The organism is Kitasatospora sp. NPDC096077 (assembly GCF_040303245.1).
GTDB lineage: Bacteria > Actinomycetota > Actinomycetes > Streptomycetales > Streptomycetaceae > Kitasatospora.
Genome location: NZ_JBEOSV010000039.1, coordinates 73,804 through 86,964, shown reverse-complemented (window position 1 = coordinate 86,964; position 13,161 = coordinate 73,804). Strand labels below are relative to the sequence as shown.

Below are 13,161 nucleotides of genomic sequence, written 5' to 3'. Positions count from 1 at the left end.
CGCATGGCTCCACACCTACAATCACCACCGCGGACACACCGCACTCGCAGGCAAGCCACCCGCCACCCGCGTCCCCAACCTCACGGGACAGAACACCTAGCCCGCCAGCAGCGAGGTCAGCCGCCCGGCCAGCAGGTCCCAGCGCCAGGAGCGCTCCACCCAGCGCCGCCCGGCCTCGCCGAGCCGCCGCCTCAGCTCCTCGTCCCGGAGCAGCCGGACGATCCGCTCCGCGGCCGCCCCGGCCGAGCCGCCCGGCACCACGTACCCGGTCTCGCCCTCCAGCACCGCGTCCGGCGCCCCGCCGGAGTCCCCCGCGACCACCGGCAGGCCGGTCGCCGAGGCCTCCAGGTAGACGATCCCCAGCCCCTCCACGTCGAGCCCGCCGCGCCTGGTCCGGCAGGGCATCGCGAAGACGTCCCCGGCCCCGTAGTGGGCGGGCAGCTCCTCCCAGGGCACCGAGCCGGTGAAGCGCACCGAGGCCCGGACGCCCTTGGCGTCGGCGAGCTTCTCCAGGTCCGCCCGGTACGGCCCGCCGCCGACGATCAGCAGCACCGCGTCCGGCACGTCCGCCAGGATCTGCGGCATCGCCTCGATCAGGGTGTCCTGGCCCTTGCGCGGCACCAGCCGGGAGACGCAGACCACCACCGGCCGGTCCGCCAGCCCCAACCGGCGGCGCACCTCCGCACCGCCGGAGCCGGGGTGGAAGGTCGTCTCGTCCACGCCCGGCGGCAGCTGCACCATCCGGGCCGCGGCCTGCGGCCCGACCGCGGCGGCGATCCGCGAGCGGGTGTACTCCCCCAGGTACGTCAGCACGTCGGTGCCCGCGCCGATCCGCCGCAGCAGCTGCCGGGAGCCGGGCAGCTGGGCCCAGGCGGCCTCGTGTCCGTGGGTCATGCCGAGCAGCCGCCCGGCCCCGGCCCGGCGCAGCGCGGGCGCCATCAGGCCGAGCGGGGCGGCCGCGCCGAACCAGACCGAGTCGCACCGCTCCGCCCGCAGGATCTCGGCGGCCCGCCGGGTCACCCGCGGTGTGGGAACCATCACCTTCGTCCGGTCCCGGATCACCGGGAACGACTGCTCGGCGTCGAAGCGCCGCACCTCCGAGCCGTCCCGCCAGGTCGAGGCGTAGACCACGATGCTCCCGGGGGGCTGACGGACCGCCATGTTGTGCACGAAGGCCTGGATGCCTCCCGGGCGGGGCGGGAAGTCATTGGTGACGATCAAGGTTCTGTGCATCAGGCCACGGCTCGCTCGGTCGGGGGGTGCTCGGTGTACCGCTGGGTGATCCGTACGATAGGTCAACACCATGACCCGCCGGGAACGGAACCGCGTACGGCAACCGTTTGACCCCCGGGTCAGTCCTAGTACCTAGGCCGCGGACACGGCGGCCCGGGCGTCCGTCCGTACGACGCCTCCGGTGAGGACGTCGAGACGAACGAGGAGCGCAGTGGAGTTGGCCCCGGCCACCGAGTCCGGTTCTTCGCGCGGCCGCCTCGGCCGCCCGCTCGGGGCGCTCGCCGCCCTCGGGGCGACCTGGGTGGCCACCCGCACCCTGCTGGTGCTGCTGATGACCGGCGTGCTGAAGGCCCCCGGCGGCGACGTCACCGCCGACGTCTGGATGATCTACCACGCCTGGTACGGCGTGCTGCAGACCGGCACCTTCCCGTTCGACGACGTGACCTGGCAGTACCCGCCCGGCGCCGCGCTGGTGATCCTGCTGCCGGGCCTGCTGCCCTGGTCGTACCTGACCTCGTTCTGGGTGATCTGCGGGATCGCCGACGCCGCCGCGGCCGCACTGCTGATCCGCACCGGGCTGCGCCGGGGCCGGACGCTGACCGGCGCCTGGCTGTGGGTGGTCGCCGTGCCGCTGCTCGGCCCGATGATCTACAACCGCTTCGACCTCCTGGTCACCGCGCTCACCCTGGCCGGCCTGCTCGCGCTGATCCGCCGCCCGGCGGTCGGCGGGCTGCTGCTGGGCCTGGGCGGCGTGGTCAAGATCTGGCCGCTGCTGGGCCTGATCGGCACCCCGTCCGGCCGCCGCACCCGCCGCGCCTGGACGCTGGCCGCGGCCACCGCCGTCTCGGTGGGCTTCCTGCTCGCGGCCGGCATGAACGGCGCCTTCGGCTTCCTGGCCTTCCAGGGGGCGCGCGGCATCGAGGTCGAGTCGGTCGGCGCGCTGCCGCTGCACATCGCCCGGATGGCCGGGGGCTGGAACGGCAGGGTCACCATGAACTACGGCTCCCCCGAGATGCTCGGGCCGTGGGTCGGCGTGATCAGCAAGGTGATGATGGCCGGCACCGTGCTGGGCTTCCTCTGGCTGCTGCTGTGGCGCTTCACCGCCCGCCGCCGCAACGCGGCCACCATGTACGACGCGGCGCTGTGCGCGCTGCTGATCTTCGTGGTGACCAGCCGGGTGATCAGCCCGCAGTACCTGGTCTGGCTGATCGGCGTGGCGGCGGTCTGCCTGACCGTGCGCGGCACCAGCCAGCGGCCGGTGGCGCTGCTGATCCTGCTCGCCTGCCCGCTCACCCTGCTGGAGTTCCCGACGCTGTTCACCCAGGTGCTCAACAGCGAACCGCTGGCGATCACCGTGCTGGGCCTGCGCAACCTGCTGCTGCTGACCGCCGCCGTGCTCTCCGGCATCCGGCTCTGGCGCTCCACCCGCGCCGCCGCCGCGCCGCTGCCGCCCACCGTGGTGCTCTCCGAGCCGCCGGCCCTACCGCCCGCCTCCGCCTACCCGGTGCGCCCGGGCATCGCCTACGAGCAGGACCTGCTGGACGGCATCGACCAACCGGCGGGCGCCCGGCCGGCGAACGGCCACTGAACCCGGCTTCGTGAGACCCTCTAACGAGAGCTAGCCCTTCAAAGCCGCCACGTCGGCCAGCCAGAGCCGGGTGAACTCCGCCAGTCCGACGCCCAGGACGGCACGCAGCAGCCGGTCGGTGCGCTGCTCCCGGTCCTCGCCCTGCCCGTCGGCCGCGCCGACCGCCCGGTAGAAGGCGACCAGCCGCCCGGTGCCGTACCGGCGGGCGATCAGGTCGCAGGCCAGCCAGGACTGCTCGTAGGCCTGGGCGATGCCGGTGGCCCCCGCGGCGAAGTCCGCGTCGGCAGGCAGCGCGGTGGGCAGCTTCCCGGCGGCGACGTCCCGGGCCAGCTCGGGGGCGATCTGCCGCGGGGTGCGCCCGGAGTCGCGGTACGCGGTCCAGTCTGCGACGCCCTCGGAGAGCCAGAGCGGGGTCCAGGCCCGGGTGTCGGCCCGGGTCGCGACATGGGTGGTCTCGTGGGTGACCACCACCTGCCGGCCGAAGTCGCTGAGCTTCCCGAACGCCTCGGGGTTGATCACCACCCGGTCCGCCGGGGTGTGCAGAGGCGCACCGGGGGCGGCCACGGTGACCGCCGCCAGGCCCGCCCAACCCGCCGGGTCGGCCTCCAACAGGCGGGCGAACTGCGGCTCGGTGGCGGGCAGTTCGAGCAGCAGCCGACCGGACCAGGCCTCGCCCCAGACCGCGCTGACGGCCTGCACCGCGCGGTCCCCCACCGGGACCAGGCCCGCCGGGTCGGGTCCCTCGGCGAGGCCGAGCACCAGGCACCGGGCGCCGACGGCGGTCCGGACGGCGCCGAGGTCCCAGAGCGCCGGCGGCCCGCCGGTGCCCTCCTCGTGCACGACCCGCCAGCCGCCCTGGTCCCGGACCAGCTCGATCCGGCGCGGGTACACCACCGGGTACTCGTCGTACCCGGCGATCCGCACCACCAGCTCCGCGGCCACGGTCAGCCGGTCGGCGCCGGCGGTCGACGGCAGCACCAGGTTGCGGTACGACGCCTCGGCCCCGGTGAGCCCCGACCACTCGGGCAGCGAGCGCGCCCGGGCCCCCAGCAGCCCGGCCACCTCGGCGCGCCGGTCGGCGAGCTGCCGCGCCGGCGCCGCCGGGGCGGCCGGGGGCAGCGACAGCTGGGCGAACCCGCCGGCCGCCAGCAGCAGCGCACCGCGCCGGGACAGCGTGCGGCGGGCCGGTGCTATCGGTACCGGCTCCGGGGTCGCGCTCAGAGCCGGACCACCCCCGAGACCGGCATCGCATTGACGCTCTCGTACCGGACCTTGGCCCCCGGGTACGGGGCGTGCACCATCACCCCGCCGCCGGCGTACATCCCGACGTGGTGCATGTCCCGGTAGAAGATCACCAGGTCTCCCGGTCGCGCTTCGGAGAGGCTGATCCGCTGCCCGGCGTACGCCTGGGCCTGCGAGGTCCGCGGCAGGGTCACTCCGGCCTGCCGCCAGCTGTAGTACATCAGACCGGAGCAGTCGAAGGCACGGGGCCCGGTGGATCCGTAGACGTACGGCGAACCGACCATCCGCACGGCGGCGGCCAGCGCGGCCGCCCCGCGCTCGGAGGCGGCCGGGGTGCTGCCGAGGTCCAGCCGGTCGGTGCCCCGGGTGGCGCGCTGCTCGGCCTCCCGGGCGTCCTGGGCGACCATCCGGACCCGCTCCGCCGCGCCCAGGCTGTTGAGCAGCTTCTGCGCCTTGGCCAGCCGCTGCTGGATCTGCTGCTTGTTCTCGCCCAGCGAGCGGCGGGCCTGGTCGAGTTCGGCGAGCTTGGCCGCGGTCTCGGTGCGGCGCTGGTCGAGCCGGCGCTGACGGGTGACCAGCTCGTGCAGCGTCTCCTGCTGCCGCTCGGCGGCCTGGCCCAGGGTGCGGGCCCGGGCGAGGTAGCCCTCCGGGTCGGTGGAGAGCATCAGCTGGGCGGTCTGGGTCATCCCGCCGCCCCGGTACTCGGCCCCGGCCACCGTGGCCAGGTCGCCGCGCAGCTCGTTCAGCTGCTCCTGACCCTCGGCGACCTCGCCCTGCAGCACGGTGGTCTCGCCGAGGAGCCGCTTCTGGGCCTCCTGGGCGGCGTTGTACTTCTCCGAGGCCTGCTCGGCCTCGTCGTACAGCTGCTCGACCTGCGCCTTGACGTCCTTGCGGTCGGGCGCGTCCGGCGCCCCGGGGGCGGCCTGGGCGCTGCCGGCGGTCGCCACGCCCAGGGCCGTGGTGGCGGCCGCGGTCAGTACCAGCGCACGGGCGAGCAGTTGGGAACGTCGGTGCACGGCCATGGCGGCAGCGGCTCCAGTCCTGCGGCGCGGCCCCGCGGCCGCGCCCCGATGGGCGGCCGTCGAGCGGGAGTCCGGTGGCAGAGGTTAGCGAGTCCGGGCAAGTGAGTCCAAACCCCTCCCGGCCCGAATATTTGACCCCTATTCGGACATCCGACCGAGTCGCCGGAAAAGCCGCAGGCCCGGCCCTCCGTGGCGGAGGACCGGGCCCGGGAAAGCCTGGCCGGCGTTCTGGCGGAGTCCGGATCAGACCCGAACGATGGAAGCCAGCGGCATGTTGGAGACGGCCTCGTAGCGGACCGAGGCGCCCGGCTTGGGAGCGTGCAGCACCTGGCCGTTACCGGCGTAGATGCCGACGTGGTGGGCGTCCCCGTAGAAGATCAGCATGTCGCCGGGCTGGGCCTGGGAGATGTCCGAGCCGATCCGGGTGCCGGCGCCGGCCTGCTCCTGCGAGGTGCGCGGCAGCGACACGCCGGCCTGGTTGAACGCCCAGACCATCAGGCCGGAGCAGTCGAAGGAGCCGGGGCCGGTGGCGCCCCAAACGTACGGGCTGCCGACCTTGGAGGCGGCGGCGGCCAGTGCGGCGGCACCGTGCGAGCTGCCCGGGGCGACCTTGACCGGCGCGGACGTCGAGCCCGAGCCGAGGTCGCTGCGGCTGTTGTCGCGCGAGGCGCGGTCCGGGGCCGACTGCTGGGAGGCCTTCGCGGCGGCGTCCGCCTTGGCCTTGGCGTCGGCGGCGGCCTTGTCCTCGGCCGCCTTGAGGGCCTGGCGCTCCTGCTCGGTCAGCGTGTTGAGCAGGTCCTGGGCCGCCTTCAGCTTGTTCTGGACCTCGTCCTTGGAGGCCTTCAGCTGCGTGGTGGTGGACTCCAGCTCGGCGAGCTTGCCCTGGGCCTCGGTGCGGTCCTGGTCCAGCTTGCGCTGCTGCTCCTGGAGCTGCTTCAGCTGGTTCTTCTGGGTGCTGCCGGCCTGGTTGAGCGCACCGGCCTGGTTCAGGAAGTTGTCCGGGCTGGAGGAGAACATCAGCTGGACGGTCGGGGATATGCCCCCGTTGCGGTACTGCTCGCCCGCGATCTCCGCGAGGCCGCCCTGCAGGTCGGTCACCTGCGACTGCTGCCGGGCCACCTGGTCCTGCAAGCCGGAGACCTGCTTCTCCAGCTCCTGCTGCTTCTCCTGGGCGGCGTTGTACTTCTCGGTCGCCTGCTCGGCCTGCTCGTTGAGCTGGTCGACCTGCTCCTTGACCTGGTCCTTGGTCGGCTGCGGGTCGGCGTGCGCGCCGGACTGCGCGGAGAGGGCGACGGCCGCTGCGGCGACGCCGGTGAGGATCGAGACACGAGCGCGGCTGGCGGGCTTGGGACGACGATGGGACGCCACGAAGGCGGACTCCTTCTTCCTACGTCCGCCTACCGGGTGAGCTGACGGGTTCGGGCCGGAAGCATGCCCTACGACGCCTCACCGGCCACTACCGCGGCCGACCTGGCGCCGATTCACCCCGGAGGAACGTGTGGTTCCCCGGCTCCGCTCCGCAGCGCCCCCGACTACTGGGCTCCCCTGTCGGGCAGTCGCTTCGACCTGCCCCGCTGTTTCGCGAACTCGGCGGTAACCACCGCCGCCACCCAGGCTGGGTGATCGACAGTGCGGTGGTTCGGAGCACGACCCTAGTAACTGAACCGTGATCCGTTCAAATCCTTGTCAGAAAAAAGACGGAAGATTACCCAGGTTCTTTTGTGAAAATGACTGATCGTGATCGCCGCCGTACGCAAAGCTGATCAGGTCTCATCGCTCGACCACTGAACGGGCCAACCCGAAGCGCCACCCCCGATCGGAGGGTGGCGCGGATCACAGGGCCGGAACGGGGCTCGCGGCGTGTCGTTCCGTCAGATCCGGCGGATGGTGTTGATCGACATCGCGTCGGCCTTCATCACCTTCACCACGTCACCGGTGTGCGGCGCGTGGACCACCATGCCGTTGCCGATGTACATCGCCACGTGGTGCATGTCCCCGCCGTAGATCACCAGGTCGCCCGGCTGGGCCGTGGCCAGCGTGACGGCGGTCCCGATGTGGCCCTGCTCCTGCGAGGTCCGCGGCAGCGAGACGCCGGCCTGGCCGTACGCCCAGACCATCAGGCCGGAGCAGTCGAAGGTGCTCGACCCGGTGGCGCCCCACACGTACGGCGAGCCCTGCTTGCTCATCGCCTTCGCCACGGCCACCGCCGCGTAGCCGCTGGCCGGCGGCAGGTTGCTCAGGTCGACCCGGTCGCTGCCGCGCGAGGCGCGGTCGTCCTGCTGCTGCTGGGCCCGCAGCGCGGCCCGGTCGGCGGCGCTGAGCGAGTTCAGCAGGTCCTGGGCGGACTTCAGCTTGGTGTTGACGTCCGACTTGGCCTGGTTCAGGTCCTTGGTGGTGGAGTCCAGCGAGGCCAGCACGGCGGCCGCCTCGGCCTTCTCCTGGTCCAGCCGGCGCTGCTGGTCGAGCAGGCCCTTGAGCGCCTCGGTCTGGCTGGCGCTGGCCTGCTGGACGCTGGACGCCTTCTCCAGGTAGCCGGACGGGTCGGAGGAGAGCATCAGCTGGACGGAGGGGTCGATGCCGCCGGTGCGGTACTGCTCGCCCGCGACCTGGGCCAGGCCCACCTGCAGCTGGCTCATCTGGTCCTGGCTGCGGGCCACCTGGTCCTGCAGCTGGTCGGCCTGCTTGCGGAGCTGGTCGGCCCGCTCCTTGGCGCCGTTGTACTTCTCGGCCGCCTGCTCCTGCTCCTGCTGGAGCTGGTCGATCTGCGCCTTGACGTCCGACTTGTTCGGCTGCGGCGCGGCGTGCGCGGCCACCTGGGCGGAGAGGGCGACCGCGGTCGCAGCGGCCGCGGTGAGCACGGAGACCCGCGCGCGGCTCGGCTGCTTGGGACGGCGGTGGGAGGCCAAGGGACCGGCTCCTTCTTCCATCGGACTCACCTGATCAGGTGAGATTCCGGAAAATAGGTTTGACGCCAGACCCTAGTGAAGATCTATCCGTTTTGCCACTCCCCCGAAGGCGTGAACTCCGGTTCCCCCACGGGCTTCACCGGATCCGCACACCCCCGCGGTCACCGCACTGAGCTGCCGTCACGCCCTCCGGCCCCGGTCAGGGCCGGGCCAGCCGGTTCAGCAGCAGCACCGAGGCCACCGGGCGCGCGCCCGCCTTCCGCACGCCCTCCGCGACCTCCCGGTCGGTGGACACCACCACCACCGGACGGCCCTGGGGCTCGGCCCGGACCAGACGGCGGATCAGCTCGTCCGCGGTCTCCCCGGTCCGGCTGAACCGTACCCGCACCCCGCGCGGCGGCGCCATGATGACCGGGACGTCCAGGTCCTGCCCGTCGAACACACAGGTGACCTCCGCCTGGGTGCGCTGGGCCAGCATCGCCAGTCCGCCCAGCAGCCGGATCCGCTGCTGCTCCAGCGGCAGCGTCGGGTACCCGGTCTTGGTCACGTTGTAGCCGTCCACCACCAGGTGCACCTGCGGGATCGCCAGCAGCTGGTCCAGCAGCGCCGGATCGTCGTCGGCCAGGCCGCGCCGGGCCACGTCGTGCGGCGAGGCCGCCCCCGGCACCACCGCCTCGACCAGGTCCGCCGGGCGGATCTGGGAGACCGGCAGCGCCAGCTCGCGCTGCAGGCCCTGCGCCGACTGCAGCACGGTGTCCAGCAGCAGCCGCAGCCGCATGTCCTCGACGCTGCGCCCCTCCCGGGCCGAGCGGCGGCCCTGCTCGACCGCGTTCTCCAGCTCGGACACCCGGTGCCGCAACCGCCGGGCCTCGCCCTCGGCCGCACTGCGCTCACCCGTGGCCTGCGCCTTCACGGCCTCCAGCTCCCCGGACACCCGCCGGGTCTCGGCCTGCGCCCGGCGGGTGTCGCTCTCCAGCGACCGCACCTTCTTGCGCAGCGACTCGGCCTCCCGCCGGACCCCCTCGGACTCCGCCCGCTGCCGGTCCAGGTCCGCCCGCGCGGCGGCCCGCACCTCGGCCAGCTCGGCCTGCAGCTTCTCCACCAGCCGGGTGGCCTCCGCCGCCGCGTCCTCGGCACCGGCCCGCTCGACCTCCTCGCCCACCTCGGCGACCAGCCGGCTCCAGCCCGCCGAGCGCACCAGGTAGGCGGCGGCCGCGACGTCCATCGGATCGGCGGCGCCGGGGACACTGCCCGACTCCAGCGCCTTCACCAGGTCCGGCTGGCCCAGCCGCAGCCGCTCCGCTATCCGCACCCGGAAGGCCGGCTCGGACTCCAGCGCGGCCGCCAGCGCGGTGGCCGCGTACTTGGCCCGCCGCGCGGGGGTGAACTTCACGTACTGACGCAGGCTCTGCGGCAGCTCCCCGGGCGGCAGCCCGCCCAGCGCGTCCGAGGCCAGGCCGACCACGCGCCGGCGCACGCCCTCGGGCAGCGGCCGGTCCAGCTTCTCCACCGGGCGTTCGACGGCGCCACCGGCCGGGTCCGGGAGCGGGGTCTCGAACGGGGCCGCCCCGTCCTCCGACGCCGGTGCCTGCGCAGCGGGCTGAAGCCCCTGCGCGTCGGCGGGCTCCCTCGCTGCGTCCACCACGTCCTCGGCTCCGATCCTGGTCCAGCGGGTACGGCCCACGGCCGCCCCTGTCGTCACGCTCCGTGCGTCTTGTCTGTATTGTCCCGTGCGGTGGCCGGCCGCGTCACGCGCCGCCCACCGCACCGGCCGGGATCAGCCCTGCTCGGCGGGGGCCTCCGCACCCTCGGCGCCCGGGCGGGCCACCAGCTCGACCTGGTCCACCGCGTTGCACCAGCGGCACCGCACCGACTCGACCGTCTCGCTGTGCACCTCGGTCTCCTCGACCTTGGACTCGCCGGCCAGGTCGAAGTGGAGGAACTCGGTGACCCGCGCGGTACGGGTCACGTCGAAGCGGGTGAGGTTGCCGCACAGCGTGCAGCGCCAGCGCGTCTCGGCGGTCAGGGCGGGGACGGTCATCGGGGGATCCTCTCGGCTGGTCCCTGGGCGGTCAGGCGCTCCCCCGGAGCCCCGGCATCGGCGGCGGGAGGCGGGATCGCCCGGCCCAAGCCTATTGCCTGGGGCAACCGTCACGACCACCGGTCAGGGGAACTTGATGGCTAGTCCACCTGCCGTAAACGGGCGTGTCATGTGCGGTGTCCGGAGGAATGCTTGGCCGCATGGCGCTCGCGGCCCCCGACCACACCGATGCGCGGGACGGCCGCCCGGCGGTTCCCGCCCCGGCCGTCACCTACGCCCTGATCGCGCTCAACACCCTGGTCTTCCTGCTCGGCCCGGCGGCCGGCCTGAACCCGCTGTACGGCACCGGCCAGGCCCGGATCTGCGCCGAGCAGCGCTACGAGCAGCGCTGGGGCGCCGTCCCCGCCGAACTGCTGACGGGCCACCCGCTCACCGCCGAGCAGCTGGCCGAGGCCCCCGACCCGGTCCCCGGCTGCCCCGCCGCCCCGACCCCGGGCAAGCACCCGGCCGTGTCCGCCCTCACCGGCCTCTTCCTGCACGCCGGCTGGCTGCACCTGCTGGGCAACCTGCTCTTCTTCCACGTCTTCGGCCCCACCGTCGAACGGCGGGTCGGCCGGGCCAGGTTCCTCCTCTTCTACCTGGCGGCCGGCAGCCTGGCCTCGTACGGCTTCGCGCTCGCCGAGGCGCACTCCCCCGACTCCACCCGGGTCCTGATCGGCGCCTCCGGGGCGATCTCGGCCGTGCTCGGCGCCTACCTGCGCTTCCACCCGCGGGCCCGGGTGACCACCCTGGTCCCGCTGCTCCTCTTCCTCCCGCTGCGCTTCCCGGCCTGGCTGGTGCTCGGCCTCTGGTTCGCCCTGCAGTGGTGGTCGGTGCACTCGGCCGGGCCCGGGGTGGCCTACCTGGTGCACGTGATCGGCTTCTCGGCCGGCTTCCTGTACGCCTGCACCGTCGTCGGACACCCCCCGAGACGACCCGGCTGAGGCCCGATACGCTGGCCGCACCCCATGAAGGAGCCCGCACCGTGATCACTGCCATCGTCCTGATCAAGACCAGCGTCGACCGCATCCCGGAGATCGCCGAGGCCATCGCCGCGATCGACGGCGTCAGCGAGGTGTACTCGGTGACCGGCGGCTACGACCTGGTGGCGATGGTCCGGGTGCGCCGTCACGACGACCTCGCCGACGTCATCCCGGGCCGGCTCAACAAGGTCCCGGGCGTGGCGCACACCGAGACCCAGATCGCCTTCCGCACCTACTCCCAGCACGACCTGGAAGCGGCCTTCGCGCTCGGCCTGGACGAGTAGGACGACGCGTGGGGCTCAGCCCTCGCGACGGGTGTCGACGACGCAACGGCCGCCCTCGTTGCGGTAGTTCCACGCCGCGCCGTCGGTGACCAGCTCGCGGACGGCGGTCAGGAAGCGCTCCACGTGCTCGTCCGGCGTGCCGGCCCCGAAGCTCACCCGGATCGCGTTCAGGCTGCGCTCCCCGGGCAGCGAGGACTCCGGCGCCCCGCACTCGGACGGCGCCACCTCCTCCTCCCCGAGCAGCGTCCGCACCAGCGGGTGCGCGCAGAACAGCCCGTCCCGCACCCCGATGCCGTACTCGGCCGACAGCGCGGCCGAGAAGTGCGAGCTGTTCCAGCCCCGGACCACGAAGGACAGCACGCCCACCCGGGCCGAGCCGGCGCCGAACAGGTTCAGCACCCGGACCTCCGGGATCTCCGCCAGCCCCGTCGTCAGCCGCTCGACCAGCTGCCGCTCCCGGGCCTCCAGCGCGTCGAAGCCGGCCTCGGTGAGCGCCCGACAGGCCGAGGCGATCGCGTAGGCGCCGATCACGTTCGGCGAACCGGCCTCGTGCCGGGCCGGGCCGGTGTGCCACTGCACCGCCACCGAGCCGTCCAGCTCCCGGGCCACCGTCCGGGTCGCCCCGCCGCCGGCCAGGTACGGCTCGGCCGCGTCCAGCCAGTCCGACCGACCGGCCAGCACCCCGGCCCCGAACGGCGCGTAGAGCTTGTGGCCGGAGAAGGCGATCCAGTCGACGTCCAGTTCGCGGACCGAGACCCGGTGGTGCGGGGCCAGCTGGGCCGCGTCCAGCACCACCCGGGCGCCGTGCCGGTGCGCGGTCGCGGTCAGCTCGGCGACCGGCCACAGCTCGCCGGTCACGTTGGAGGCGCCGGTGACGCACAGCAGCTTCGGCCCCTCGGGCGCCGCGGCCAGCGCGCTCTCCAGCGCCGCCACCGCCTCGGCCCGCGAGCGCGGCGCCCGCAGGTAGTCGACCTCCAGCCCCGCGTGCGCCCAGGGCAGCAGCGAGGCGTGGTGCTCGGTCTCGAAGGCGAACACCCGGGTGCCGGCCGGCACCGCGCCGGCCAGCAGGTTGAGCGAGTCGGTGGTGGCCCGGGTGAAGACCACCTGGTCGTCGGCGCGCAGGTCGAGGAACTCGGCGACGGTCCGCCGGCTCTGCTCGAACAGGTCGGTGGACAGCTGCGACAGGTACCCGGCGCCGCGGTGCACGCTGCCGTAGTACGGCGCGTAGGCGGCGACGTCGTCCCAGACCCGCTGGAGCGCCGGCGCGCTGGCCGCGTAGTCGAGCGCCGCGTAACCGACCTTCTCACCGCTGGCCAGCGGGACCTGGACGTCCTGGCCGAGGACGGCGAGCGGGGCGAGGGTTTCGACGGAGACGGACATGAGGATGCACTCCTTCTACGGGTCAGGGACCCCCGGGAGTGCTGCTCGTCGGGCGTCCGCGCTTGTCGCACGGACGGCTTCCGGCGACCCGGTCCTCACCCAGGGCACCCCGCCACGGACGGAGGGTTGCCGGACAGCCAGCTGGGGCTTGACGCTGTCACTCATGACCTGGCGAAGACTCTAGGTCGGGTACGTCGGACGGTCAAACAGTCATCCACCATCCGGACAGTACTTTCGCCCGCTCGCCTCCGGGGCGCTCTTGTCCGGTGCCGACGGTCGGCGCTCCCTCGCTCCTTCGTCGCTCCCTCGCTTCTCCCTTTCGGCACCGGCGCGCCCCTTCGGCTCGGGGCGGGTTACCGGGGGGCGGGGCGGGTCACCGGGGGTTCGGGGCGGGCGGGAGCCCGGGGCGGACAGGAAGGGCCCGGGTCGGCGGAACCGGCCCG

General features: G+C 73.7%; 11 protein-coding genes and 2 riboswitches. Of the genes, 3 read left to right on the top strand and 8 right to left on the bottom strand.

All coding sequences use genetic code 11. From position 1 onward, the window contains the following. Nucleotides 1-96: 96 nt before the first annotated feature. Nucleotides 97-1,233: a glycosyltransferase family 4 protein gene (locus tag ABTZ03_RS28260; protein ID WP_350515911.1), complete on the bottom strand. Its 1,137-nt coding sequence runs from the start codon at nucleotides 1,231-1,233 to the stop codon at nucleotides 97-99. A gap of 211 nt (nucleotides 1,234-1,444) precedes the next feature. On the opposite strand from ABTZ03_RS28260, the gene ABTZ03_RS28255 reads away from it, so the two are divergent. Beyond that, nucleotides 1,445-2,821: a glycosyltransferase 87 family protein gene (locus ABTZ03_RS28255; protein WP_350515910.1), complete on the top strand. Its 1,377-nt coding sequence runs from the start codon at nucleotides 1,445-1,447 to the stop codon at nucleotides 2,819-2,821. Nucleotides 2,822-2,851: 30 nt separating this feature from the next. Here ABTZ03_RS28255 and ABTZ03_RS28250 read toward each other — a convergent pair whose 3' ends face one another. The 6 genes from ABTZ03_RS28250 to ABTZ03_RS28225 form a co-directional block, all read right to left on the bottom strand. After that, entirely contained in the window at nucleotides 2,852-3,883 is a 1,032-nt protein-coding gene (locus tag ABTZ03_RS28250; RefSeq protein ID WP_350515909.1) for a hypothetical protein, read from the bottom strand. 155 nt (nucleotides 3,884-4,038) lie between these two features. After that, nucleotides 4,039-5,085, bottom strand: coding sequence for a C40 family peptidase (locus tag ABTZ03_RS28245; protein WP_350515908.1), 1,047 nt, complete (start codon nucleotides 5,083-5,085; stop codon nucleotides 4,039-4,041). Nucleotides 5,086-5,328: 243 nt separating this feature from the next. Continuing rightward, complete coding sequence (locus ABTZ03_RS28240; RefSeq protein ID WP_350515907.1) at nucleotides 5,329-6,453, bottom strand: NlpC/P60 family protein; 1,125 nt, start codon at nucleotides 6,451-6,453, stop codon at nucleotides 5,329-5,331. Between the two features lie 10 nt (nucleotides 6,454-6,463). Then, nucleotides 6,464-6,620, bottom strand: a riboswitch (cyclic di-AMP (ydaO/yuaA leader). A gap of 336 nt (nucleotides 6,621-6,956) precedes the next feature. Beyond that, complete coding sequence (locus ABTZ03_RS28235; RefSeq protein WP_350515906.1) at nucleotides 6,957-7,991, bottom strand: C40 family peptidase; 1,035 nt, start codon at nucleotides 7,989-7,991, stop codon at nucleotides 6,957-6,959. Nucleotides 7,992-8,190: 199 nt separating this feature from the next. Continuing rightward, on the bottom strand, nucleotides 8,191-9,501 hold the full coding sequence (locus tag ABTZ03_RS28230; RefSeq protein WP_350515916.1) for an NYN domain-containing protein: 1,311 nt from the start codon (nucleotides 9,499-9,501) through the stop codon (nucleotides 8,191-8,193). 267 nt (nucleotides 9,502-9,768) lie between these two features. Next, a complete protein-coding gene (locus ABTZ03_RS28225; protein ID WP_350515905.1) occupies nucleotides 9,769-10,032 on the bottom strand; it encodes a hypothetical protein in 264 nt (87 codons plus the stop codon). Nucleotides 10,033-10,232: 200 nt separating this feature from the next. Here ABTZ03_RS28225 and ABTZ03_RS28220 point away from each other — a divergent pair, with 200 nt between their 5' ends. Together ABTZ03_RS28220 and ABTZ03_RS28215 are read left to right on the top strand one after the other, a co-directional pair. Next, complete coding sequence (locus tag ABTZ03_RS28220) at nucleotides 10,233-11,015, top strand: rhomboid family intramembrane serine protease (protein ID WP_350515904.1); 783 nt, start codon at nucleotides 10,233-10,235, stop codon at nucleotides 11,013-11,015. Between the two features lie 41 nt (nucleotides 11,016-11,056). Then, the gene (locus tag ABTZ03_RS28215; RefSeq protein WP_350515903.1) at nucleotides 11,057-11,338 is read left to right on the top strand and encodes an Lrp/AsnC family transcriptional regulator; all 282 of its coding nucleotides are present in this window, start codon (nucleotides 11,057-11,059) and stop codon (nucleotides 11,336-11,338) included. 15 nt (nucleotides 11,339-11,353) lie between these two features. Here ABTZ03_RS28215 and ABTZ03_RS28210 read toward each other — a convergent pair whose 3' ends face one another. Beyond that, nucleotides 11,354-12,718, bottom strand: coding sequence for an aminotransferase class V-fold PLP-dependent enzyme (locus ABTZ03_RS28210; RefSeq protein ID WP_350515902.1), 1,365 nt, complete (start codon nucleotides 12,716-12,718; stop codon nucleotides 11,354-11,356). 53 nt (nucleotides 12,719-12,771) lie between these two features. Then, a riboswitch (SAM riboswitch) is annotated at nucleotides 12,772-12,887 on the bottom strand. Nucleotides 12,888-13,161 lie beyond the last annotated feature (274 nt).

What these genes read in the sequence shown, in the direction of transcription:
- ABTZ03_RS28260 (WP_350515911.1), bottom strand. Translation starts at nt 1,233, where the DNA reads ATGCACAGAACCTTGATCGTCACCAATGACTTCCCGCCCCGCCCGGGA.
- ABTZ03_RS28245 (WP_350515908.1), bottom strand. Translation starts at nt 5,085, where the DNA reads ATGGCCGTGCACCGACGTTCCCAACTGCTCGCCCGTGCGCTGGTACTG.
- ABTZ03_RS28225 (WP_350515905.1), bottom strand. Translation starts at nt 10,032, where the DNA reads ATGACCGTCCCCGCCCTGACCGCCGAGACGCGCTGGCGCTGCACGCTG.
- ABTZ03_RS28220 (WP_350515904.1), top strand. Translation starts at nt 10,233, where the DNA reads ATGGCGCTCGCGGCCCCCGACCACACCGATGCGCGGGACGGCCGCCCG.
- ABTZ03_RS28210 (WP_350515902.1), bottom strand. Translation starts at nt 12,718, where the DNA reads ATGTCCGTCTCCGTCGAAACCCTCGCCCCGCTCGCCGTCCTCGGCCAG.